Source organism: Helicobacter marmotae (genome assembly GCF_003364255.1).
In the GTDB taxonomy this organism is placed as follows: domain Bacteria; phylum Campylobacterota; class Campylobacteria; order Campylobacterales; family Helicobacteraceae; genus Helicobacter_C; species Helicobacter_C marmotae.
In genome coordinates this window covers 1-22,087 of sequence record NZ_NXLR01000017.1, presented here as the reverse complement: position 1 = coordinate 22,087, position 22,087 = coordinate 1, and the positions used below count along the sequence as shown (strand labels likewise).

Annotated in this window: 22 protein-coding genes; 5 read left to right on the top strand and 17 right to left on the bottom strand. The window is 40.1% G+C overall.

The window, feature by feature from the left end; all coding sequences use genetic code 11:
* Positions 1 to 91: 91 nt before the first annotated feature.
* Genes CQA63_RS07810 through pgsA form a run of 4 tightly spaced genes read right to left on the bottom strand, consistent with a single transcriptional unit; the run spans position 92 to position 2,753 of the window.
* Positions 92 to 478: a hypothetical protein gene (locus CQA63_RS07810; RefSeq protein ID WP_104700464.1), complete on the bottom strand. Its 387-nt coding sequence runs from the start codon at positions 476 to 478 to the stop codon at positions 92 to 94.
* A 1-nt stretch (position 479) separates the two neighbouring features.
* A complete protein-coding gene (locus CQA63_RS07805; RefSeq protein ID WP_104700463.1) occupies positions 480 to 1,145 on the bottom strand; it encodes a YggS family pyridoxal phosphate-dependent enzyme in 666 nt (221 codons plus the stop codon).
* Between the two features lie 11 nt (positions 1,146 to 1,156).
* Positions 1,157 to 2,212 (bottom strand): RIP metalloprotease RseP, encoded by a 1,056-nt coding sequence (gene rseP / locus CQA63_RS07800; protein ID WP_104700462.1) that lies wholly within the window; start codon positions 2,210 to 2,212, stop codon positions 1,157 to 1,159.
* A 1-nt stretch (position 2,213) separates the two neighbouring features.
* Complete coding sequence (gene pgsA / locus CQA63_RS07795; protein WP_104700461.1) at positions 2,214 to 2,753, bottom strand: CDP-diacylglycerol--glycerol-3-phosphate 3-phosphatidyltransferase; 540 nt, start codon at positions 2,751 to 2,753, stop codon at positions 2,214 to 2,216.
* 176 nt (positions 2,754 to 2,929) lie between these two features.
* On the opposite strand from pgsA, the gene corA reads away from it, so the two are divergent.
* Positions 2,930 to 3,898, top strand: coding sequence for a magnesium/cobalt transporter CorA (gene corA, locus CQA63_RS07790; RefSeq protein ID WP_104700460.1), 969 nt, complete (start codon positions 2,930 to 2,932; stop codon positions 3,896 to 3,898).
* 26 nt (positions 3,899 to 3,924) lie between these two features.
* On the top strand, positions 3,925 to 4,638 hold the full coding sequence (locus CQA63_RS07785) for a TerC family protein (RefSeq protein WP_411710162.1): 714 nt from the start codon (positions 3,925 to 3,927) through the stop codon (positions 4,636 to 4,638).
* Here CQA63_RS07785 and CQA63_RS09895 read toward each other — a convergent pair.
* From CQA63_RS09895 to CQA63_RS07725, 13 genes are all read right to left on the bottom strand, one after another.
* A complete protein-coding gene (locus CQA63_RS09895) occupies positions 4,619 to 4,756 on the bottom strand; it encodes a hypothetical protein (RefSeq protein WP_170128390.1) in 138 nt (45 codons plus the stop codon). The two genes, CQA63_RS07785 and CQA63_RS09895, sit on opposite strands and share 20 nt — an antisense overlap.
* Before the next feature lie 188 nt (positions 4,757 to 4,944).
* Positions 4,945 to 5,502, bottom strand: coding sequence for a Fe-S-containing hydro-lyase (locus CQA63_RS07780; protein WP_104700458.1), 558 nt, complete (start codon positions 5,500 to 5,502; stop codon positions 4,945 to 4,947).
* Positions 5,503 to 5,512: 10 nt separating this feature from the next.
* Positions 5,513 to 6,358 (bottom strand): fumarate hydratase, encoded by an 846-nt coding sequence (locus CQA63_RS07775; RefSeq protein ID WP_104700457.1) that lies wholly within the window; start codon positions 6,356 to 6,358, stop codon positions 5,513 to 5,515.
* Between the two features lie 62 nt (positions 6,359 to 6,420).
* The gene (locus tag CQA63_RS07770; protein ID WP_104700456.1) at positions 6,421 to 7,224 is read right to left on the bottom strand and encodes a hypothetical protein; all 804 of its coding nucleotides are present in this window, start codon (positions 7,222 to 7,224) and stop codon (positions 6,421 to 6,423) included.
* A 21-nt stretch (positions 7,225 to 7,245) separates the two neighbouring features.
* Complete coding sequence (locus tag CQA63_RS07765; RefSeq protein ID WP_199770713.1) at positions 7,246 to 7,905, bottom strand: 3-methyladenine DNA glycosylase; 660 nt, start codon at positions 7,903 to 7,905, stop codon at positions 7,246 to 7,248.
* Complete coding sequence (locus tag CQA63_RS07760; RefSeq protein WP_104700454.1) at positions 7,895 to 9,457, bottom strand: ATP-binding cassette domain-containing protein; 1,563 nt, start codon at positions 9,455 to 9,457, stop codon at positions 7,895 to 7,897. Before CQA63_RS07760 ends, CQA63_RS07765 begins: the two co-directional genes overlap by 11 nt.
* On the bottom strand, positions 9,441 to 10,493 hold the full coding sequence (locus tag CQA63_RS07755) for an ABC transporter permease (protein ID WP_104700453.1): 1,053 nt from the start codon (positions 10,491 to 10,493) through the stop codon (positions 9,441 to 9,443). The genes CQA63_RS07760 and CQA63_RS07755 overlap by 17 nt, the downstream gene beginning before the upstream one ends.
* Entirely contained in the window at positions 10,486 to 11,538 is a 1,053-nt protein-coding gene (locus tag CQA63_RS07750; protein WP_104700452.1) for a microcin C ABC transporter permease YejB, read from the bottom strand. Before CQA63_RS07750 ends, CQA63_RS07755 begins: the two co-directional genes overlap by 8 nt.
* A 9-nt stretch (positions 11,539 to 11,547) precedes the next feature.
* On the bottom strand, positions 11,548 to 12,024 hold the full coding sequence (gene queF / locus CQA63_RS07745) for a preQ(1) synthase (RefSeq protein WP_104700451.1): 477 nt from the start codon (positions 12,022 to 12,024) through the stop codon (positions 11,548 to 11,550).
* Positions 12,025 to 12,098: 74 nt separating this feature from the next.
* The gene (gene kcuS / locus CQA63_RS07740; protein ID WP_104700450.1) at positions 12,099 to 12,308 is read right to left on the bottom strand and encodes a KCU-star family selenoprotein; all 210 of its coding nucleotides are present in this window, start codon (positions 12,306 to 12,308) and stop codon (positions 12,099 to 12,101) included.
* A gap of 48 nt (positions 12,309 to 12,356) precedes the next feature.
* Complete coding sequence (locus CQA63_RS07735; RefSeq protein WP_104700449.1) at positions 12,357 to 13,226, bottom strand: hypothetical protein; 870 nt, start codon at positions 13,224 to 13,226, stop codon at positions 12,357 to 12,359.
* A 10-nt stretch (positions 13,227 to 13,236) separates the two neighbouring features.
* Positions 13,237 to 14,109, bottom strand: a complete 873-nt coding sequence (locus tag CQA63_RS07730) for a hypothetical protein (protein WP_104700448.1) — start codon at positions 14,107 to 14,109, stop codon at positions 13,237 to 13,239.
* 322 nt (positions 14,110 to 14,431) lie between these two features.
* Entirely contained in the window at positions 14,432 to 16,546 is a 2,115-nt protein-coding gene (locus tag CQA63_RS07725; RefSeq protein WP_104700447.1) for a carbon starvation CstA family protein, read from the bottom strand.
* Positions 16,547 to 16,786: 240 nt separating this feature from the next.
* Between CQA63_RS07725 and CQA63_RS07720 the strand changes: the two genes are divergently transcribed.
* Genes CQA63_RS07720 through CQA63_RS07710 form a run of 3 tightly spaced genes read left to right on the top strand, consistent with a single transcriptional unit; the run spans position 16,787 to position 21,678 of the window.
* A complete protein-coding gene (locus tag CQA63_RS07720; RefSeq protein ID WP_104700446.1) occupies positions 16,787 to 19,078 on the top strand; it encodes an autotransporter outer membrane beta-barrel domain-containing protein in 2,292 nt (763 codons plus the stop codon).
* A 58-nt stretch (positions 19,079 to 19,136) separates the two neighbouring features.
* Positions 19,137 to 20,645, top strand: coding sequence for a bifunctional indole-3-glycerol phosphate synthase/phosphoribosylanthranilate isomerase (trpF, locus tag CQA63_RS07715; RefSeq protein WP_104700445.1), 1,509 nt, complete (start codon positions 19,137 to 19,139; stop codon positions 20,643 to 20,645).
* Positions 20,632 to 21,678 (top strand): CapA family protein, encoded by a 1,047-nt coding sequence (locus CQA63_RS07710; protein ID WP_233706656.1) that lies wholly within the window; start codon positions 20,632 to 20,634, stop codon positions 21,676 to 21,678. Before trpF ends, CQA63_RS07710 begins: the two co-directional genes overlap by 14 nt.
* The last annotated feature ends 409 nt before the right edge of the window (positions 21,679 to 22,087 follow it).

Sequence of the window (22,087 nt, the reverse complement as noted above, 5' to 3'; positions counted from 1 at the left end):
TTTTTAGCTTCTTTTTACTTACTCTTTGCTTACTTTACTTGCCACTCTTAGTAGCCATAACCTTGAGTGCAAAACACCACCAGAAACAACACTACCAGCCACGTGAAAGAAGATGGCAACTCATACAGCCAGTAAGAATCTGCCCAAAAGCATCAATACTTTTGACTTTCTGATCTTGATTCAAAAAACGTTCCAACACTTCAATATTCTCTCTATTTCTCATCGCTATCCCGCTTACAACATTCGCATCACGTCTTTGAGGACCTTCCAAATACACGCGAGGATCGATATGCTGCAATTGCCTACTTAAGGCTTTAAACTCCTTTATGCCCTCATCAACCCATGTTTTCTTATCATATAAAAAGCCCTTTTGCATAAGGTTTATGGCATATTCCATATCTTGCATAATTTGTATAAGCTCACCTCGAGCAAATAGTATGCCAATAAAAGTACATATAAGCCATACTATTTTTTTCATTCTAATCCCTTGCAAACAGCCTAGAGCCAATGCGCACGAGATTTGCTCCATATGCAATAGCCATTTCAAAATCCCCGCTCATACCCATAGAGAGAGTTTTGGCACCAAAGTCTCGCACGCTATCAAACACATCACGTGTAAGCTTAAAGCTCTGCTCAATATGTGAGCGATTATCACTATGAGCACCGATACTCATAATCCCCTCGAGTATGATATTTGGGCAGCTTTGAGTGATTTGTATATATATATCTTTTGCAGATTCTACAGCCACTCCACTTTTGCTTGCTTCATTTGCTGCATTCACTTGCAACAAAGCGCGTATTTTCTTCTCTCCTAAGCGCTTTTGCAAAGCATGGGCGAGTTTTAGAGAATCTAAGCTATGCAAAAGACTTATATCCATAGCAAGCAAAGCATTAATCTTATTCTCTTGCAATGTCCCTATAAAATGCCACTCCAATGGCACATCATTTAAAGCTTGATATTTCAGACGTAAATCCTGTACTTTATTCTCTCCAAACGCTCTTTGTCCGCATTCATAAAGTGCGCGTATTTCATCTTGACTTTGGTATTTACTTACAGCCACAAGCGAAACGATATGATGAGCATTATAAGAGAGACGTGCTCGTTCGATTCTGCGTAAGATTCGTTCAAGATTCAATGCGAGCATCCCTACCCTCCTTAAAACGATAAACGCAATATATCATTATACAATCCTAAAAGCATTAATGTAATGAGAATAACCCAACCACAGATTGTAAGATAATATGCGATATTTTCATTAGGAGGAGTGCGAGTTATAAGCTCATAGCAGTTAAAGAGAATATGTCCTCCATCAAGGGCAGGTATAGGCAAGAGATTAAGAATCCCAAGATTCACAGAAATAAGCGCACAAAGCGAAAATAGCATAGCCCACCCACTGGCTGAACCAATAATTGACACAATACTCACCACACCCCCCACTTCACTACTTGGCACGACACCACTTATAAGCTTGATAACACCTTGCAAAATAAGCGTGCTTGCTTTGATTGTCTCATTTATGCCATAGTGCAAACTCTCTAAGATATTATACCGCACTATATCCATAGCATTCGCACTTGTAATGCCAATCACATTGCGCACTATAGGCTCTCCAAAAATATTTTTCGCCTCTTGTTGCTTTGGCAACACTCGCACTTCAAAAATTTCAGGGCTTGTATGCTCTCTTTGTATGCGAATATCTATCTCCCCTTTTGAGTTAATAATCATAGAATCAAGCTCTTCCCACGTCTTTATACTTTTATCATTAATAGCTAAGATTCTATCTCCAGCTTGTATTTGTGCTGCTTGTGCAGGATAGCCCGCCTTCACCTCTCCAACAACAGGAAGTAGGCTCATCTTGCCCCCCATGCCTATAATGACATAGAGCATAAAGGCAAGAATGAGGTTAAACAATGGACCTGCGAGCAAAATAGCAATTCTTTGGGCTGGAGATTTAGAGAAATATGAATCTTTCTCATTATTTTTTACTTTAGGATTGCTATCATCTTGCCCTTTAAGCTTTACATACCCTCCTAGCGGGATAAGGCTTAGGGCATATTGTGTGCCCTTAAAAGAAAAGCTAAAGAGTTTCTTCCCAAAACCAATGCTAAAAACCTCCACAGCCACGCCACAAAGCCGTGCTACAATAAAATGCCCCAACTCATGGAAAAATACTAAAAAGGAGAGAATAAAAAGTGCGATGATAATATTCATTCTATAAGCTCTTCACATATTTAATGGTGTAATCTGCCCCTGAATATAAAGTCAATACTACTGCAATCCATAAAAGCACTTCCCCACCGGGGAAAAAATCTGCAAGCAAAAAGGCTACGGCAGTAATTTGGGCTCCTGTCTTATATTTGCCACTTTTGCTTGCAGCCACACTCACCCCACTCCCTGCTACCATAACGCGTAAGCCCGTGATAAAAAACTCGCGTGAGAGTATCAAAAATACAGCCCAAGGGGAAGCTCTATTTAAAAGCAAAAGTGCAATAAAGGCTGAGAGAATAAGCATTTTATCTGCTAATGGGTCAAACACCTCTCCAAAGCGCGAGTAGAGGTGATATTCACGCGCGATATATCCATCAAAAAAATCTGTTAAAGACGCCACGCAAAAAATTAAACATGTAAGGTAATTTACCCAGCTTATATCCACATATTCAGGCAAAATCACCTGATAATGAAGTGCTACAAAAAGAAGCAAAACTGCTAAAAAAATCCTTGAAATACTTAAAAAGTTAGGAAGATGCTTCACTGATTTCCTTTGAAATATCAATTTATTTAAAGATTTTACGATATGTAATGCCGCATTCTACAATGGATTGTTTAACTTAGCACAAAACTTAAGGGGTTATATAAGCATTAAGTGAGTTTTTGCTACAATTCACGCTTCATATCGTATGCACCCTAATAGCGCTAAGGGAGGGTAAAATGATTAATATTTTCATAAGACGCAATGGATTAATTATACGTGAGGGCTTAAAATTAGGTGATGAGAAGGTAAAAATACTCAAAGAGCATGACAAAATCCTTTGGATTGATTTATTCCAGCCCTCAAGCGAAGAGGTGTATTACATCTCCCATACCTACAACCTCGAAGTCCCCACAAAAGAAGAACGAGAAGAAATCGAGCAATCCGCTAGATATTGGGAAGATAGCGAAAGTATTACGATTAATACCTACTTCCTTGTGCGGGATATGCAGTCTGAATTACGCAATGAAACTATTACTTTCTTACTTTGTAAAAATATACTTTTTACCATTCGCTATAGTGAATTTAAGGTTTTTGATGAAATACAGCAAATTGTGCTTGCTACACCAAAGGTTTTTGAAGATGGCTTTGATTTGCTTGGTAAAATCTTTGAAATACGGGTAGAAAAGGACGCTGACTTGCTAGAGAGCGTAGCTAAAAACACGCGTTTATTGCGTAAAAGGGTGTTTAACTCTCATGTTGTCAATTATGAAGAAATGCTAGAAGACCTCTCATCTTTGCAAGAAGTGAATATGAGTGTGCGGGATTCTCTCTTTGATAAAAGACGTGCTATCACTGCTGCGCTTAAAAGCGATAAAGCAGATTCTGAAGTGAAGCGAAATATTACCATTGTGCTTAAAGACCTAAACTCACTTGTGGAATTTACCACTGCGAATATGCATGCCCTTGATAATATCCAAACCATTCTCACAAATCAAATCAATATAGAGCAAAATAAAACTATCAAACTCTTCACCGTGGTAACCGTAGCCATGATGCCCCCCACGCTTATTGGCACGATTTATGGTATGAACTTTGAGAATATGCCTGAATTACAATGGGATTTTTCCTATCCTATAGTGTTGGTTATTATGATTCTCTCTACTATCTTTCCTATTATCTATTTTAAGAAAAAGGGCTGGATATAATGGATACCTTTCATATATTTACCTCTATTTTTTATTGGGTGGGAGATTTACATGCTTGGATAGCCCTAGCTACACTTGTGTTTTTAGAAATCATCTTAGGCATTGATAATCTCATTTTTCTAAGCATTATCATCTCATCCCTCCCCAAAGAACGTCGCGAAAAGGCTAGAATCTTTGGCTTAAGCCTTGCTATGCTTTCACGCATAGCGTTACTTGTATGCCTTTTTTGGGTAATGAAGCTTAATACCCCACTTTTTGAAATAGCAGATTTTCCCATAAGCGGGCGAGATATTGTGCTTTTTCTTGGAGGTTTGTTTCTTATGTATAAAGCCACAAGCGAAATCCACTCTATGAGCAAAGAACATACCACCCAAAATAGCAAGCCAAAGCCTCTGCGCTCCTTTGGCTTAGTCTTAGTCCAAATTATGGTGCTTGATATTGTATTTTCCCTAGATTCTGTTATCACAGCTGTAGGTATGGTAGATATTTTACCTGTAATGATTCTTGCGATTATCTTCAGTGTGTGCATTATGCTTTTTGCCTCTAAGGGCGTTTCATACTTTATAGAATCTCACCCGAGCATCAAAACGCTAGCCCTTGCATTTTTAATCCTTGTAGGTATGACGCTTCTTGCTGATAGCCTTCATTTTCATATCCCTAGAGGCTACATTTACTTTGCTATAGTGTTTTCTTTAGCTGTAGAAATGATTAATATCTACTTTATAAAATCTCGCCACTAAAGAGTTTTAAACTTCTTAAGGAGTGAAGAATTGCTTTTTTAAGTCCTAGTGATTCGGGTGTGAATTCTTCGCCGTCATTAATTTGATGTCTTGGTGTGTGTAAAATCAATTCACACACACCGCCTAAAGCGCCTAGCGGGGGGTACTCTATACTAACCTTTTACCCCTTTGGGTCTTTTGGGTTTCTCACCCGTGTGGTAAGTTTATCATGTCTTAGGGAGTATGAAATACGACCGAAGAAGCTCTCCCCAAAATCACTAAAAAATACGAAAAATATATTGTCCTAAAAGATCGCTTTTATAAATGCTAAATTTTCTTATATGGGGCTTGCCCTACTTCATAATAATTATTCCCATGTGCGTCAATTGCCACAATAGCAGGAAAGTTCTCAATCGTTAGTCTCGCTACCGCTTCTGGTCCAAGCTCAGGATAAGCTAAAACCTCATACTTTGTGATACATTTAGAAATAAGCGCAGCAGCCCCGCCCACTGCAACCATATACACTACCCCATGCTTTACCATAGAATCTATCACTTCCTTACTGCGATAGCCTTTACCAATCATACCAACAATGCCCTGCTCTATGATAGTGGGCGTGTATTTGTCCATTCTCCCGCTTGTAGTAGGACCCGCTGAGCCAATGGCATTTCCGGGTTTGGCAGGAGTTGGTCCTAGATAGTAGATTGTCTCACCCCTCAAATCCACAGGGAGCTTTTCTCCCCTTGCTAGAGCTTCGGTTAATGCCTTGTGTGCGGCGTCCCTTGCGGCTAAAATCGTCCCGCTGATGAGCACACTCTCCCCTGCTTTAAGGCTTGTTGCCACTTCTTTACTCAAAGGCGCACTAATCTTTCTTGCTTCACTCATTATCTCCTCCTTAAAGCTCAATATCAGCATGTCGTGCGGCATGGCAGTTGATATTTACTGCTACAGGCAAGCCGGCAATATGAGTAGGATACCACTCTACATTCACAGCAAATGCGGTTGTTGTGCCGCCTAAGCCTTGTGGTCCCACGCCTGTTTTATTTGCAATTTCAAGTAATTCTTCCTCTAGCTTTGCATAGCGAGGGTCTGGATTTTTAGAATCTATCTCCCTCACAGCAGCTTGTTTAGCTAAAAGGGCAGCCTTTTCCATTGTGCCGCCTATCCCTACACCAATCACCATAGGGGGGCAAGCGTTTGGTCCTGCGAGTTTCACAGCTTGTGTAAAAACCTCTTTCACACCATCAATGCCATCAGCAGGCACAAGCATTTTCAGCACGCTTTTATTCTCACTTCCAAAGCCTTTAGGGCATACTTTGAGATGAAGTTTATCACCCTTAATCATACGCGTATGTATCACTGCTGGGGCGTTGTTTGTCGTATTTTTACGCTCATAGAGTGGCTCACTCACCACAGATTTACGCAAATATCCATTTGTATAGCCCTCTTTGATACCCTCATTAATCGCATCTTCAAGGTATCCACCCACAATATGCACATCTTGCCCCACCTCGACAAATACCACGGTCATACCCGTATCTTGGCAAATAGGCATCATATTGCTTTGAGCGATTTTACCATTTTCTATAAGTGTATCAAGTATATTTTGCCCTAAGGGTGATTGCTCGGTTTTCTTCGCCGCAGCAAAGGCATGCTTAATATCAGGTGTTTGGATACAGCACGCATCAATAGCAAGCTTTGCCACAGCAGATTTAATGTCCTCATATCGCACTTCTCTCATATACGCTCCTTAAAAATTGCTTTTAAGAGATTCTATCCTAGCAAAGTAAAAAATACTTTAAATTAAAGCCATTGATTGAAGCCAAAGCCACATTCTAAACCGAACATTACTTGCATAGATTGCGGGTAAATGCTAACACTCCCATAACGATTAGTTATAGCATTTCTAGCACTATCTAAATGCGTGAGACTTAAATGAGCTTTGGCAAATACACCATAGGTTTTATTTTTATGGATTCCCAAAAAAAGTCGCACTTGATGATTATTAGGCTTTAATAAAGTGTATCTATCAGCTAGATAACTAATAGGATAGGAATGCTTAGCATACACGCCATAATTATATGAAGCCCCATATTCAAAAGCAAGATTGTGAGAGAGCATATAAGAGCCACTTAGCCCAAGCCCTAATGTCAAAAGTACAGAATTCGGCACACCATATTTTTCATCAAAATATACACCCTCCCAGCCTAGCAACACTCCCATAAAGAAAGGATTGTATACATTGTTTTTAAGATTTTTGGCAAAAAACACATTGGTTTGCACATACCCACTAGAAGTACTGAAAGTATCTTTATCATAAGCTATAATGGCATTTTTTGCGTTTTTGAATCGAGAATGCAAAATACCAAAGGTAAAATTAAATGCAAAGCCATAATGCGGATTGTACTGAGAAAAGAGCGCATTTATGCCTACCCCTTGCATAGAGGCACTATGCAAGGCAGTGCTATGCACCCCAGCTAATGCACTAAGCCCCAGCTTATAATCACTACATTTTCCCCCATCGCAGCTATATTCTGCCCTAAGCGAGCAGAGATAAAATAAAGCAAAACAAAGCGTAAAGCAGATTCGATTTATAAATTTACCCATTCAAACCCCCTCTTCACAAAGTTACACCAATAGCTCTTGTGGGCTAAGCTTGAGTTTGCTAAATTCTACGATTTTGCCATGAAATCGTGCGAAAATTTGAGCCAAGGGCATATCTTGCGGATACATCTCATAAACTAAGCCCATATTTTCCCTCACACCAGATTCACAAAATGCCCTTAACTCCTCATAATCCTCTATCTCCCAGCCTAGCGCGCAAAGCAATTTATAGGTATATTTATCCACCACCATAACTTCACGCCCACAAGCATAATTTAAAATCGCATACGCACTCTCGCGCCCTATGCCCTTTTGAGCAAGTAGCCACTCAAAATCCACATTGTCCCTAAAATACTCAAAACTCCCAAAATCCCTTAAAATAGCCTGTGAGAGCTTGATAATAGAGCTAGATTTTTGCTTTTGCAAGCCTCTAATGTGAGATTGCAACACGAGGGCTTGTATATGTGCCATAGATTCTAAATCTTTTTGAGAATCTCCGCCGATAAGCCCCGCCCCTTTAAGAGAGGTAAGCATTTTCTCTACATTTTGCCATTGTGTATTTTGTACAAGTATCGCACCTAAGATAACCTCAAAACTCCCATGATTATGCCACCACCAGCTAGGCTTATCTTTTAATAAATCTCTTTGTTTTAAAGCCTTTAAAAGCACAAAGCTAGATTCTATCACGTTCCCCTCCAAAAAATGTATGAAGCAAATCTCGCGCATAGCTACTCTGTGGAGAAGTAAATACATCTTCACACTTGCCAGATTCTACAACTAATCCATTATGCAAAATAAGCACATTATCGCTTAATGCCCGTAGTATCTCCAAATCATGCGTGATAAAAATATAGCCCATATCAAGCTGCTTTTGGAGCTTAAGCAAAAGTGTAAGGATAAGCTTTTGTGAGCTTTTATCAAGGGCAGAAGTGGGCTCATCAAGCAATAAAATATCTGGCTCCCTAACAATCGCACGTGCAATGGCTACCCTCTGCTTCTGCCCTCCGCTTAACTCAAAGGGATACGCCTTAGCATAATATGTATCTAAGCCTACAGATTCTAAAGCCCATATTATCCTCTCTTCACAAGCCCTCTTCCCCCCTAGAACCTCTGTAATAATTTCTCCTATACTAAATCGCGGAGAGAGGGAAGAAAAAGGGTCTTGAAAAACCATACTAATATGCCCTCTCAAATCCTTTGTCTCTGCCTTTTTGCCCTTTAAATATAGCTCCCCCCTTAGCTCCAATAAATGCAGCAAACCTAAAGCCAAGCTTGATTTACCACTCCCACTTGCACCTGCTATGCCTAATATCTCACCTCTATGCAGTGTGAAACTCACATCTTTTACGAGCTCCTTATAATGCGCTTTTAAGAGAGTGCGCTTGCTTACCCCCACACTTAAATGCCTTGCCTCTAAAAGCGTGCTATCACTTTGTTTTAAGCCCTTTTGCCTCTCTGGGAGTTTGAGAGATTCTATTAAAAATGCAGTATATTCCTCTTTGGGCGCAGAGAAAAGCCTTTGTGTGCTATTACTCTCTATAACCTTACCATTTTGCAGCACGACTACTTTATCGCAAAAGCCCCTTACCACGCCCAAATCATGGCTAATAAACAAAATCGCACATTCAGCGCTAAGGCTTAATAATAGCTCCATAATCTGACGCTGCACGAGCACATCTAGGGCAGTTGTGGGCTCATCACAAATCAATAATTTAGGTTTATTAATAATACTCATAGCAATGGCTACCCTCTGCTTCTGCCCTCCGCTTAGCTCAAAGGGATATGCCTTAGCATAATATGTATCTAAGCCTACAGATTCCAAAAGCTCTTCTAGCCTCTCGCTCGCTAATGTATGCAAAGCTTGAGATGAAAGATGAGGGTAAAGCACATCTGCATGGAGGTAAAAGCTCTCTAAAATCTGCTTACCTACCTTGTGGAGGGGGTTAAGGCTTGAGAGAGGCTCTTGAGGGATATAGGCAATCTCCCTCCCACGTAATGAACGAAGCTGCTTTCCATTTAAAGCGAGAAGATTGGTGCCCTCAAAGCATATACTGCCCTCATGCACAATAATATTGCTCTGCAAGGAGAGTATCATTTGTGCAAGCATACTTTTACCCGAGCCAGACTCCCCTACAAGGGCGAGCTTTTCCCTTGGGGCGATATGCAAATATATATCTTGCAGTTTAAAATTGGCATTTCCCACAAAGCTTGCACAAAGATTAGTGATTGCTAGCATGAGCTTCTCTTATATGAAGTTTGATATGAGGGTCAAAGGCATCGCGTAAGCCCTCTCCTATAAAAACGAGTATTGAGAGTAAAATACACAAAGCCACAAACGCGCTAATCCCCAAATGCGGCGATGTGAGATTATTTTTACCTTGAGCTAAGATTTCCCCTAAGCTCGCACTCCCCACAGGCATACCAAAGCCCAAAAAATCAAGGCTACTTAATGTAACAATACTCCCCGCCATAATAAAGGGCGTAAATGTGAGTGTCGCACTAAGAGCATTTGGCAAAATATGCACAAAGATAATGCGCATATCACTTACCCCCATAGCCTTAGCTGCGCGGACATACTCAAGATTCCGCGCTTTGAGAAATTCTGCACGGACGAGATTAACAAGCACCATCCATGAAAACATTAGCACCACACAGAGAATCCACCAAAAACTCGCTTGAAACACGCTTGAAATAATGATGATAACAAACAAAATAGGCACAGCATTCAAAATCTCTATGCACCGCTGCCCTACTAAATCCACTGCCCCACCATAATACCCCTGCATAGCCCCTGCACACACGCCAATAACCACACTGCATAGAGTTAAAATAAGGGCAAAGAGAATGGAGATTCTATACCCATAAATCAGCCTTGCTGCTACATCTCTAGCTTTATCATCTGTGCCTAAGATATGCTTTAATTCAGGGGGACTTGGGGCTTGGGAGTTTAAGTCCATAATGATTGTATCATAGCTATAAGCGATAGGTGCAGAGAGAACAAAGGCATTCCCCAAAAGCTCATCTCTCACATAGCTATCCTTATAATCACACCATGTATCAAAGTCCCCTCCAAAGGTGCGTTCAGTATAATTCACAAACACAGGGAAATACATCTTAGAATCTTTATAGATAAATAAAGGCTTATCATTAGCGATAAACTCCGCCCCTAAGCTTAAAATAAAAAAGGCTACAAAAAGCCAGAGGGAATAGTAGGCTCGCCTATTTTGCTTAAAAATCTGCCAACGCGCTTTGAGGATATGTGCTTTAAGCATTTTTACCCTCAAAGTGAATGCGCGGGTCGATAAAATAATAAAGCATATCAGTGATGATACCCAACACAAGGGCTAGGAAAGTAAAAATATAAAGCGTGCCAAATACAACGGGAAAGTCGCGATTAAGCACGCTCTCATAGCCTAAAAGCCCCAAACCATCAAGGCTAAAAATCACTTCAATAAGCAAACTCCCGCTAAAAAACGCACCAATAAACACTGCAGGAAATCCGCTGATGATTAAAAGCATAGCATTACGAAAGATATGCCCATAGAGAATGTGCAATTCGCTCCCGCCCTTAGCCCTAGCACATACTACATAGCTTTTGTGAATCTCCTCTAAAAAGCAATTTTTGCTTAACATACTTAAAGTCGCAAGCCCGCCTATAGAAATACACAGCACAGGCAGACATAAATGCCAGAGATAATCTACAATCTTGCCCCATATACTCAAAGTCTCAAAATCATCACTCACTAAAGAACGCAAAGGAAAAATATCAAAATAACTCCCCCCGCAAAATAGCACAATCAACACCACACCAAACATAAAGGCGGGAATGGCATTAAGCACGACAATAACAATGCTACTTATCACATCAAATTTAGAGCCATGACGCACAGCCTTAGCAATGCCTAAGGGAATGCTAATAAGGTAAATAAGCAATGTGCTAAAAAATCCGAGCGAGATAGACACAGGGAGCTTTTGGGCGATGATAGATAAGACACTGCTTTGTGCGTAAAAGCTCTCACCAAAATCAAATCGCGCAAAATTCCATAGCATTTGTATGTATCGCTCCAATAAAGGTTTATCAAATCCATAAAGCTTTTTAATCTCTTCTATAAACTCCGGATCTAAGCCAATGGAGCCCTTATAGAGGGTATTTGAGCCTAATGCAGCTTCACTTAAATGCCCTAGATTCTCTATTTTGGCTATTTCACGTTCTATAGGACCACCGGGGGAGAGCTGCATAAGGATAAAATTAATACTCATCACACCTAAAAGCGTAGGGATAATAAGCAAAAGACGTCTCAAAAAATATATGCCCAAGCAAAATCCTTAGGGCTTTAATCTATGATTACTCAGGCGATAGCGTGCCATTTCTTCATAAGGGCTATGGGGGATGGCATAATTTACAAAAGGATCTATACTTATCCCGCCTCTAGGGGTAAATCTCCCATAAACCTCAATATATTTAGGCAAAAGCAAATCGCGCAAATCTTTCATAATGATATTTATACAATCTTCGTGGAAATCGCCATGATTGCGGAAAGAAAAAAGATAGAGCTTTAATGATTTGGATTCAACCATTTTTTTAGCAGGGATATAAGAGATAGTAATATGCGCAAAATCTGGTTGGGCAGTGATAGGGCAGAGGCTTGTAAATTCAGGGCAGTTGAAAGTTACAAAATAATCATTGTCTTTGTGCTTATTCTCAAATGCCTCTAAAATCTTTGGGTCATAATCTGTAGGATACACAACTCCATTACTACCTAGTAATGTCAGATTCTCATTTTCTCGTTGATGTTTGCTCATCGTTCTTCCTTAGAGTGTGATACAAATTGATACGTTTAAGGGAGATAGTATTCGCAGACCTTGCGAGATTCCCTTTAACAACACTTCGTGCTTCCCGCGCCATATTTCGCCTCTAAGGCTTGGAGGAAAAACTCCTTTTGTGTTTTAGGAATCTTATCAGGGTGATGAAGCCTCATATGCTCTACATATTTATCATAGCTTGGCATACCCACCAAAAGGTGTAAAAACCTATCACTTCGTTTATATAATGCCCTGCATTTAAGCCACAATCTCCTTAATTTCATAACACACCTTTAGTTTCTATAAAGGATAATATAGCTTATTTAATATACTTAAAATCCAAAGCTATATTGGAGAAAAACGCGATGAGTTCTATTTTTAGGCTCATAGAGGTATTGTATATCACCCGTATAGACACTGCTCATTGCACTTTCAGGAGAATCTCCTATACTCCAATACTCATACACTAAGCGCAAAGAGCGCAGTTGCCCTGCTTTAGTAAAAAAGTTCATTCCCACAAAGCCATGCCAGCTAAAGCCATCTTTTTGGATAACATCAAGCTTACCATTAAGTCCAGTAGGCTCCCTACTCAAGTGATTACCAAAAATCAAATAACGATACCCTGCCCCATAACTTAAAGCTATCTTATCATTTAATATAGCCTCACCCTCAAGCTCTAAGGGCACATACAAATAGCCTTGTATCCTATACATTGAGGTCATTTCATTACGATTAAGATAATAGCCTAAGCCACTTTGTGCATATAAAGAAATATATGAAAGATTGGAGAGGAGATTATAGCCAGCCTTTAACTCCACATCTCCAATAAGGACAGCATCTCTCGCAGTCAAGGGCTTTCCATTTCTCTCTTCATTATCTACATCTAAAACACCACCGACATACTTGCCATAGCCATAATTTACCCTTAATGTCCCCTCTAACTTATAGGCATTTCTAGCCACCACACCCATTTGCCCAGATAAGCCAAACATAAATAAGCTCATATGCATGACCTCTTCATTGGTTCTCGTATCTACCTCGCCATAAAAGTAATACCCGCTATAAACGCCTAAAGAACGATAAAAGCCATTTTTCATAAGCTGTGGTTGCCACTTTGAATCTCCTTGAATAGAAACCCTATCATCACCAAAAATAGAAGATAAATGGCACAATAAGGCTAGTAATAAAACTTTCAATCTCATCTCTTCCCCCTTAGAATCCAACACCAAATCTCAAGCCCACATAGCTTAGCTTTGAGCGTGGATAGACAACATTTGCAGACCCTAGCTTAATTCCGGGTCTATCTTCAGGATTGTTAGCTATTGTAATATTTACACTCTCACTCGCAGCTATGCTTTGATACCACAAGAGAATATTGCTAAAAAAATATGTTTTTTCACTTACATAATACCTCCCGCCTACGCTAAAACGCAAACCATAGCTGCTCTTACCCTCCACACGACTGCTTTGGTCCTCCACAACATTGCCTATTAAAAAATAAGTTTTAAGAGCTATATCAAGGGCTGCTGAATACTCAAGGCTAAACTTAGAGCTTAAAGCAATATCCCCTTTTACTTCATAAGTTGAATAAGGTAATATAGGCAAAGCAAGAACTGGCGCATTGACAAAGGCATTAAGATAACCAGAACTTTTTATACCTAACCCAACATATAAGGGCTTATCATGGGCTCTTCTTAAAGCATAAAAGCCTAAATAAATGCTGTAATCAAACAAACTATGTGCTCCAGCACTAGGAATAGTCGTAGTGAAAGCCTCATAGCCTTGCAAAGGAAAGCCTTGATAATGCCCTACGCTACTTGCCATAGTGCCCTCTAATCCTAAGGTAACACCCTTTCTAAAGATGTAATGATAATCCGCACTTACAGCCGTACTCAAGCTATCATAGCGACTTTGATTTGTACTATGCTTTAACCACGCAAGATTCATACCCAAACGTCCAAAATGCCCCTTTTGTAAATGCTCAAACTCATCAGCCCATGCATTACACATAAAGGCAAGGACACATAAATATAATATTCGCCTAAACTTACATAGCTTATAAAGCCTAAAAGTATTACTTCGCATATACCCTCCTTTAATATTATGCAAAAAGCAAAATCTAAACTTTAATCTTAAATCCTCACAAAAACTTTTCTCTTAGTAAATCTTCACTACGTACCCACTCCGCGAAGATATAACAAAGTGGCAGATTCTTTTAAGGATTCCTAAAATCTTCGCCCCACTATAAATGAGACAAAGACATACAAATCATTCCCCGCTCAATAAATCCCAACAACCCTACTGGCATTAAGAACCAACGCACCCTAAGCACTATATCCAATTTTTATAAATGAAAATAACTCCCACAATTCTTTATATGGGAGCTCATTTAAAATACATTTGCACACTAATGCACACTGGCTATATTATTAAACTCACTCACTTTGCGATAAGGCGTTTCAGCAAGCGGAATATCATTAGTGCCCCTTAATGAACGAATGCAAACCCTCACACATTGCACTAAAACCAAGCAAGTAACAAACATAAACAACGCACAAAGTGAAGCATTGATAAGGTTATTTGTAGCAATGGTAGCAAATCTCTCTGCCAAGATAGGATCTGTCGCTTCTGCGGCTTGGGCACTAAATTTCTGCCATAAAGCTATATGGCTCACCGCGTCATGGACTTTCTCACCATTAGCGGGTAAAAGTTTTAAAATCCCTGCATAGAGTGTGCTTATTAAAACCCATGCTGCAGGGAGGATAGCCACCCATGCTTGCTTTGTTTTACCCATTTTGACAAGCACGACAATCACCGTTAGCAATGCCATGCCTGCAAGCATTTGGTTTGATACACCAAAAAGTGTCCAAAGTGATTTCACACCTCCTTGTGGGTCAGTTACCCCTTGATAAAGCACATATCCCCAACCAGCCACACAAATCAAAGTCGCTACAATACCCCAAAATACAGAATGGATATTCCCAATAGGCTTATAGACATTACCAAGCACATCTTGCACCATAAAACGCCCAGCTCTTGTACCCGCATCAACAGCAGTGAGGATAAAGAGTGCTTCAAACAAAATCGCAAAATGATACCAAAACGCCATAGAGCCGGCATTAAAAAGTGGCACTTGAGAGATGATAGTAGCTAAACCGATGGCAAAGGTAGGAGCACCTCCTGTTTTGCTTAAAATACTATTTTCACCAATTTCATTTGCCACGCCTAAAATATCTTCTGCAGAAATGCTAAAGCCCCATTGGCTAATTGTATGTGCAGCAATAGCCGCAGCCTCAGCTACATCTTTAACCCCCATAGTGCCAAGCCCAGCAGGTGCGACATTAATAGAGAAATACAACCCCGGAGTAAGAATCACCGCAGCAATAAGTGCCATAACAGCCACTGCAGATTCCATAAGCATAGAACCATAGCCTACCATTCTTGCATGCGATTCTTTCTCAAGCATTTTAGGTGTAGTACCGCTTGAGATAAGTGCGTGAAACCCGCTAATAGCCCCACAAGCAATAGTGATAAATAAAAATGGAAAAAGCTGCCCACTAAAGACTGGACCTGTGCCATCGATAAAATGCGTAACACTTCCAAATTGCACATCAGGACGGACAATCAAAATCCCTCCTGCCATAAGCACAATAACCCCGATTTTTAAAAATGTGCTTAAATAATCACGAGGTGCAAGCAAAAACCATACAGGTAAAATCGCCGCTACAAACCCATAGGCGATCATTACATAAGTGAGTGTTAAGGGAGAGAGGGTAAAAATAGCAGAAAGACTCTCATGCTCTGCTACATATCGCCCATAATACAAAGCCAAAAGCAAAAGCACAAAGCCAATAACGCTTGCCTCACCAATTCTACCCGGACGCAAATAACGCATATGAAGCCCCATATAAATAGCAATAGGAATAGTCATAGCAATGGTAAAAAGCCCCCAAGGAGATTCGGCTAGTGCATTTACAACCACAAGGGCTAAAATCGCAATGATAAGCATCATAATGCCTAAAATACCTATCATAGTAATAGTTCCTACCGGTTTGCCAAGCTCGAGTTTAATGATTTCACCCAAGGACTTTCCATTCCTGCGCATAGAGACAAAAAGCACCGTGAAGTCATGCACAGCCCCTGCTAGCACCACCCCCACTACAATCCAAATCATACCCGGTAAATAGCCCATTTGTGCTGCAAGTATAGGACCTACAAGTGGTCCTGCCCCAGCAATGGCTGCAAAATGATGTCCAAAAAGCACAATTTTATTAGTAGGGACAAAATCACGTCCATCGTTATTTACCACCGCTGGTGTGGCGCGATTATCATCAAGCCCCAAAACCTTATACGCAATGTATTTAGAATAAAAGCGATACGCTATCATATAAATACATACTGCTGCCACTACTATCCATACAGCAGAGATTCTCTCCCCTGTATGTAATGCCAAAACACCAAAGCATAGAGCGCCTATCAAAGATATGCCTGCCCATAATGCTATACTAAGGACTTTATTCATAACTCTCCTTTAATGTAGAAATGCCCTTTGATTATTACAATTCAAACCTAAAGCTACTATAAGCAATTTAAGTTATCACTTAATATTTTATAGCATTCTTGCATTTTAGTAACACTAGCAGCGATATAAGCAAAGAGATATAAAATATCAATGTGTTTAATAGTGCGTTTAATAAAAATTGTATATTCTAAGCGAAAGAAAAAAATTATTCTTAAATTATTGTTGATGGAAAAGTAGCAGATGATAAATACCCAAAATAGCCCTATTAAAACACAAACTAAGAGCTTTTCTCCTCGTGCTATTTCTCTTTATGCCTTATTATGTTGTGCTATATCTTCAAGCCTAGCAGATTATGCAGGGAGATTGCCTAGCTCCATTACGCTTAATAGCGGGCAAGATGTAACACAAAAAGCAATCGCTACTTGTAATCACAATGGTTGCTACTTTAATACAAACTCCTCTGGCACTTATGGATATGCCTACACATACTCCACTATAGGAGATAGCACAAGTAGCCTAAAGCTTCAAGCTACATTGCCTAGCTCCAATCCTAAAAACTATGACAAAATGCTTTTTTATATGAGTGATGTCGGCATTAACCCCCATTCATCTTTAGAAATGACTGATTTTTATGCAGCACTCATCACGGGTAATTTACATATAGACAATGCCACCTTGAAGTTTAAAGCCAAACAAAACAATAGCCCATTGCAAGGAAGTGTAAGTGGCTCTAGCTTTGAGCTTCATACACAATCACACACCACACTTACCAATCACGCCACGCTTCAAGTAGAGGCTGCAAGCTTTCTTAACCAAAATTTTATTGAAGTACGAGATGGCTCCACACTAAGCGTCCAAGCACAAAATATCTCAAATGAATCAAATATCCATATAAGCGGAGGTAACCTTACTTTAACAGGCAATGTATATAATATAGGGCAAAAGTCTCAACCCGCTGGCATAGGCAGCCCCTCAAATGTTGCTACCATTACAAATGATGGCGGCAATATCACCATTACAGGGAGTGTCTTTAATGGCGGAAAGCAAAGCCAAACACAAACTATAGATTGCAGGATCAAAGGCTGTGGCGGGGGTAATCTCATTAACAAAGGCGGCACTATTGACATTCAAGGCACTCTCAATAGCACACCAGAAGATAATCAAAGCTCAAGTATTCAAATCTATGGCGGCAGCATTAAGGCAACCACCGTTACCAATAAGGCAGGCTCTGCATTGATTTTTGGCACTCATAATGGGCAATTAGGGAGGCTGGAGGCAAGTGTCGAAAATGAGGGGGCTATTAAGGTTGATACAACGGGTATTACACTTGGTAATCATCAATTCATCATAGGCACTCTCAATGACAAAAGAGCTGAGAAAACTATAGAGCTTTTCTCACAAGGTGGGCAGAGTGAGTTTATACTCGCGGATTTGCAAAATACCACTTTAAATATCAAAAAAAACACACAGGCTATAGATACTTATCTCCAAACACTCGATGAAAAAACAAAAAACATTATCCAAAGCCTCGATAAATATTTAGGAGATTCTACAAGTATCTTTACCTATGGTGATAGGACCTTTCTTTTAGGCTTAAGTGAGCAAACGCTCTCCTCTGCTTCAAGTATGTTTTTACAATCCACACCCCTTGCCTTATATAGCATAACCCACAATACCATTACACCACTTAGACAGCAAGCCCTAACGACCTACAATAACGGCAGCCTAAGCGGGGCTGGGAGAGGGGCTATTAATATATCTATCCTTGGTGCCAATGCCCAAAGTAACTCCCTCTCCGCTCCACTTTATGGACTAAGCATCAATACTTTCACACCTATATATAATCATCAGCTTAGCTTCTTTGGAGCGCTCGCCTCAAGTCATGCTAAGCAATCCCTTAGCCAATCCCAAACACAATTTGATATTTTCTCATTTCTTGGAGGCTTTATAGATAGAATCTCGCTTAATGCCTTAGAGCTTACATTCCTCTCCTACTATGCAAATGCAAGAAATGACGTCACTCGCCATTTAAACTTCGACCAAAGTATGTATAGCTCAAAGCTCTCCCAGCACCAATTCTCCGCACTTGCTCAAGCCGCCTTAAAGCTAAAAGTGGGGAGAATTTTTATAAAGCCCTTTGTGGGTTTAGACTATACCCTTTACTTGCATAATGCCTTTAAAGAAACTCCTTTAAGTCAAAATATGGCTATCTTTTCTTATGACGCGCAGCATAATCATATCTTTAGCCTCCTTTTAGGAAGTCAAATGCAATATCATCTCAATGCCCTATCTGTGCTTTTTGGTGGTATGCAGATACAGCAGCCCCTTACCTCCGCGCTTAATCTCAAGGTATATTATGGAGATGCACTGCTTAAATTAGACTCCCCAAAGACTTTGGGCTTTAGCTTTCATCTAGGTGTATCAAGGCAAATTTATAGACATATCTCCCTTAGCCTCTATGCTCTCTATGGGCATTCATATATGGACCTCACAACCTACTCTGGCTCCCTTAGCCTCTCTTATCATTTTTAAGTGATTGCCTTTAAAATGATAAGATAGCCCCTTTAACTTCGCAACACAAGGAAAGGCTATGGTAGAAGTCTTAGCAAAAATCACAAAAGAACGTTCTTTAGATATTGCCAATAAAGGCTTTGACTTTGGCTATCAAATCCCTAAGGAGAGAATCCACCCGCTTATCAAACCTTGCTTTGATTCTGGCTTTATCATCGCGGAGCTCAAACGCGCCTCACCAAGTGCAGGGCATATTGGTGCTATTACTGATGTAGCAAATCTAGCAGGAGCATATCTCAATGGCGGGGCGAATGCTCTGTCTGTTTTATGTGAGGAGCGGCACTTTCAAGGCTCTTTAGACGATTTAATCAAAGTCAAAAATGCCTACCCCAAAGCCTGTGTATTGCGTAAGGACTTTTTACAACACCCAGAGGAAATTGACATAAGCTACCGCGCTGGGGCGGATATGGTGCTTTTAATTGTAGCGATGTTTATAGATGAGCCACAAGGCTTTGAATCTTTTAAAACAATGTATGAAGAATGCCTAAAATATGGCATTACCCCGCTTATCGAAGTCCATAGCAAGGAAGAAATTGACTTTATAGCACCCTTAAAGCCCCCACTTGTTGGGATAAACTCCCGTGATTTACGCACTTTTAGCATTAATATCCCCGCTGCTTGCACGCTTTATCAACACTTACAAGACACACAAGTGATTTTTGAATCAGCTATCACTTCCTCATCTGGCGCTTATATGGTAAGCTCTGTAGGCTTTAATGGCGTGTTATGCGGGAGCTATCTTGTTGGGCATAATAACCCAACTTATGCTATCCAATCACTCAAAACAGCCCTAAAAATGGGAAAAGCACATAATTCACCCTTTTATCGCAAAATATTTGAACTTTTTACCCAAGACAAAAAACCGGCGATTAAAATATGCGGTATCACAAACCTTGATGACGCACTCCTTATAGCCAAAGAGAGACAAAATGGCGGTGTAGATATGCTAGGCTTTATCCTCGTCCCTCAAAGCCCCCGATACATAGAGCCTAAAATGATTAAAACAATAGCAAAAGCCCTCCAAACGCTCCACCCGCATATTTTGCGTATAGCCGTTGTGAATGACAAACACTCCCTTAATCAAGCAAAAGCCCTCTATGAGCAAGGCTATATCCATGCAATCCAGCTTCATGGAGTAGATTCTAAAAATCCTAACACATTTGCAAATCTCTCACTCAAAGATGCGCTTTTTTGCCATTATATTGTGCAAAATATCGCACATAAAGAAGACTTCAACCCCGATTATGAGGGGGCATTTTGCCTTGTGGATTCTATAAGCGCACAAGGGGGCGGAAGTGGCAGAAGCATTAGTATAGACGTCTTGCAAGCGCTAAATGAGCCGTATTTGTGCATAGCAGGGGGCATTAATGCAGAAAACATTGGTTCTTTCCTTGCGCTTAATCCTGCTATGCTTGATATTAACTCCGGAGTGGAATACGCAAAAGGCAAAAAAGATATTACAAAAATCGCTCTTATCCTAAAAATCATCAAAGAGCACAGACATTTAAGGAGAAATGATGAGATATAAGCTCCTAAGTCTTATTTGTATCCTCACAAGCTTTATTACCCTGCATGCTAAAGAGCTTAATCTCCTCATAGCGGGCGATGCACTACTTCATGCCTCTGTCTATAATGATGCCAAACAAGATAATGGAAGCTATGACTTCAGCGCTATGTTAAGCATTCTCAAACCTCTAGTGCCACGATATGAACTTGCATTTTATAATCAAGAAACCATTTTAGGTGGCTCGTCTCTAGGCTTAAGCACATATCCTGCCTTTAACTCTCCTCAAGAATTTGGTGATAATATGCTCTCTTTAGGCTTTAATCTCATCTCTCTTGCCAATAACCACACGCTTGATAGAGGTGAGGAAGCTGTACGTGCTTCTTTGGCATATTGGAGCAAAAAGCCTGTTTTAACTGCTGGAAGTTATGGTTCTTTGAGTGAGCGCAATACCCCCAAAATATTTGAAAAAAATGGCATTAAATACGCGCTTTTAGCCTATACCTATGGCACAAATGATATACCTCTCCCCAAAGACAAGGAATATCTTGTCAATATCTACACCAAAGAAATGTTACAAGAAGACATCACCTCTATCCGCCCAAAAGTAGATTTGCTTATGGTTTCTATGCACTGGGGGGTTGAATATGACTTTACTCCATCAAAAGAGCAAGAAGAGCTAGCAAAGTTTTTATCCACTCTAGGAGTAGATATAATCATTGGCACACACCCTCATGTCGTGCAGAGGGCAGAATGGGTGAATGATACTTTGGTGTATTACTCACTTGGTAATCTTATCTCCGGGCAAAAGGGTACAAACAAACGCATAGGTATGCTAGGTAGCGTGCATATCAAAAAACTTAAAGATGGTAAGGTTAAGCTTTCTAACCCAAGGGCAGAGCTTATTTATACCTACTATAGCCCTGAAGTGAAAGATTTTAAACTTATGTGGTTTGATGAGCTAAATGATGAGATACTGCCTGATTATAAGGCTATCTATAAACAATACACGCATATCATCACGCAAGGAAAAAAAGACATTAAGCTCGGTTTATAAGCTCTAAAGCAAGTGATTCTCCTCCCTTTAAATGGCGCTATCACTATTTGTCATCTCTCAAGGGAGCATAAAGTGGAGGTGGAGAATTTTCTAAGGAAGCACTAGCACAACTCCATTAGTTTATCGTGTTGAACCCAAAGGCTCAGAATCCCTGCCTGAATTACTCATCGCTAAAAGCAATTCTTCGGGCATAAAGCCCAAAGATATGACAAAGTGGCAGACTTTCTACCAACCCTACAGAGAGTTTCTTACCTGCTATGCAGAATCTAAAGCTAATAAAGTAATAGAGTTTTTGAGTAAATCTTCTTAGAATTTCTTCTTATTCACATCATCTAATATATCTTTAGCTACCTTATCTACTCTCTCACTGATTTGAGCACTTGCAGCAGCGATTTCTACATTCTCTTGG

Coding starts and splice junctions, on each gene's coding strand:
- CQA63_RS07810 (WP_104700464.1), bottom strand. CDS start 478: ATGAAAAAAATAGTATGGCTTATATGTACTTTTATTGGCATACTATTT.
- CQA63_RS07805 (WP_104700463.1), bottom strand. CDS start 1,145: ATGCTCGCATTGAATCTTGAACGAATCTTACGCAGAATCGAACGAGCA.
- rseP (WP_104700462.1), bottom strand. CDS start 2,212: ATGAATATTATCATCGCACTTTTTATTCTCTCCTTTTTAGTATTTTTC.
- corA (WP_104700460.1), top strand. CDS start 2,930: ATGATTAATATTTTCATAAGACGCAATGGATTAATTATACGTGAGGGC.
- CQA63_RS07780 (WP_104700458.1), bottom strand. CDS start 5,502: ATGAGTGAAGCAAGAAAGATTAGTGCGCCTTTGAGTAAAGAAGTGGCA.
- CQA63_RS07775 (WP_104700457.1), bottom strand. CDS start 6,358: ATGAGAGAAGTGCGATATGAGGACATTAAATCTGCTGTGGCAAAGCTT.
- CQA63_RS07770 (WP_104700456.1), bottom strand. CDS start 7,224: ATGGGTAAATTTATAAATCGAATCTGCTTTACGCTTTGTTTTGCTTTA.
- CQA63_RS07760 (WP_104700454.1), bottom strand. CDS start 9,457: ATGCTAGCAATCACTAATCTTTGTGCAAGCTTTGTGGGAAATGCCAAT.
- CQA63_RS07755 (WP_104700453.1), bottom strand. CDS start 10,493: ATGCTTAAAGCACATATCCTCAAAGCGCGTTGGCAGATTTTTAAGCAA.
- queF (WP_104700451.1), bottom strand. CDS start 12,024: ATGAGCAAACATCAACGAGAAAATGAGAATCTGACATTACTAGGTAGT.
- kcuS (WP_104700450.1), bottom strand. CDS start 12,308: ATGAAATTAAGGAGATTGTGGCTTAAATGCAGGGCATTATATAAACGA.
- CQA63_RS07735 (WP_104700449.1), bottom strand. CDS start 13,226: ATGAGATTGAAAGTTTTATTACTAGCCTTATTGTGCCATTTATCTTCT.
- CQA63_RS07730 (WP_104700448.1), bottom strand. CDS start 14,109: ATGCGAAGTAATACTTTTAGGCTTTATAAGCTATGTAAGTTTAGGCGA.
- CQA63_RS07725 (WP_104700447.1), bottom strand. CDS start 16,546: ATGAATAAAGTCCTTAGTATAGCATTATGGGCAGGCATATCTTTGATA.
- CQA63_RS07720 (WP_104700446.1), top strand. CDS start 16,787: ATGATAAATACCCAAAATAGCCCTATTAAAACACAAACTAAGAGCTTT.
- trpF (WP_104700445.1), top strand. CDS start 19,137: ATGGTAGAAGTCTTAGCAAAAATCACAAAAGAACGTTCTTTAGATATT.
- CQA63_RS07710 (WP_233706656.1), top strand. CDS start 20,632: ATGATGAGATATAAGCTCCTAAGTCTTATTTGTATCCTCACAAGCTTT.